At 52.7% G+C, this 1,620-nt stretch carries 2 rRNA genes; both read left to right on the top strand.

Annotated elements, in window-relative coordinates:
* Positions 1-1,399 (top strand): 23S ribosomal RNA (locus ACSBQV_RS24195); the annotation flags it as partial.
* 99 nt (positions 1,400-1,498) lie between these two features.
* Positions 1,499-1,614: ribosomal RNA gene (rrf, locus tag ACSBQV_RS24190) — 5S ribosomal RNA — on the top strand.
* Positions 1,615-1,620: the final 6 nt, after the last annotated feature.

Raw genomic sequence — 1,620 nt, 5'->3', positions numbered from 1 at the left:
AACCCTGAGGCGTGATGACGATGCACTACGGTGCAGAAGTAGTTGATGCCCTGCTTCCAGGAAAATCCTCTAAGCTCCAGGTAACATTAAATCGTACCCCAAACCGACACAGGTGGTCAGGTAGAGAATACCAAGGCGCTTGAGAGAACTCGGGTGAAGGAACTAGGCAAAATGGTGCCGTAACTTCGGGAGAAGGCACGCTGGCATGTAGGTGAAGTCCCTTGCGGATGGAGCTGAAGCCAGTCGAAGATACCAGCTGGCTGCAACTGTTTAATAAAAACACAGCACTGTGCAAACACGAAAGTGGACGTATACGGTGTGACGCCTGCCCGGTGCTGGAAGGTTAATTGATGGGGTCAGCCGCAAGGCGAAGCTCTTGATCGAAGCCCCAGTAAACGGCGGCCGTAACTATAACGGTCCTAAGGTAGCGAAATTCCTTGTCGGGTAAGTTCCGACCTGCACGAATGGCGTAATGATGGCCAGGCTGTCTCCACCCGAGACTCAGTGAAATTGAACTCGCTGTGAAGATGCAGTGTACCCGCGGCAAGACGGAAAGACCCCGTGAACCTTTACTATAGCTTGACACTGAACATTGAGCCTTGATGTGTAGGATAGGTGGGAGGCTTTGAAGCGTGGACGCCAGTCTGCGTGGAGCCATCCTTGAAATACCACCCTTTAATGTTTGATGTTCTAACTCGGCCCCATAATCTGGGGTGAGGACAGTGTCTGGTGGGTAGTTTGACTGGGGCGGTCTCCTCCCAAAGAGTAACGGAGGAGCACGAAGGTTAGCTAATCACGGTCGGACATCGTGAGGTTAGTGCAAAGGCATAAGCTAGCTTGACTGCGAGAGTGACGGCTCGAGCAGGTACGAAAGTAGGTCTTAGTGATCCGGTGGTTCTGAATGGAAGGGCCATCGCTCAACGGATAAAAGGTACTCCGGGGATAACAGGCTGATACCGCCCAAGAGTTCATATCGACGGCGGTGTTTGGCACCTCGATGTCGGCTCATCACATCCTGGGGCTGAAGTAGGTCCCAAGGGTATGGCTGTTCGCCATTTAAAGTGGTACGCGAGCTGGGTTTAGAACGTCGTGAGACAGTTCGGTCCCTATCTGCCGTGGGCGTTGGAAGATTGAGAGGGGTTGCTCCTAGTACGAGAGGACCGGAGTGAACGCACCACTGGTGTTCGGGTTGTCATGCCAATGGCATTGCCCGGTAGCTAAGTGCGGAAAAGATAAGCGCTGAAAGCATCTAAGCGCGAAACTTGCCTCAAGATGAGTCTTCCCTGGGCCTTCAAGGCCCCTGAAGGAACGTTTAAGACTAAGACGTTGATAGGCTGGGTGTGTAAGTGCAGCGATGCATTGAGCTAACCAGTACTAATGATCCGTGAGGCTTAACCTTACAACACCGAAGGTGTTTTTAGAGAGATTTTCAGCGACGTTCCAAGATTGGTTCTGATGGCTTCACGGAAGTGAGGCGGTTGGAATGAAACAGAATTTGCCTGGCGGCAATAGCGCGGTGGTCCCACCTGACCCCATGCCGAACTCAGAAGTGAAACGCCGTAGCGCCGATGGTAGTGTGGGGTCTCCCCATGCGAGAGTAGGACACTGCCAGGCATCAAA

It is taken from the genome of Serratia sp. B501, from assembly GCF_051172315.1.
Classification (GTDB): domain Bacteria; phylum Pseudomonadota; class Gammaproteobacteria; order Enterobacterales; family Enterobacteriaceae; genus Serratia; species Serratia ureilytica.
The sequence above is the reverse complement of the archived record's forward strand: the minus strand, read 5'-3'. Positions and strand labels throughout refer to the sequence as shown.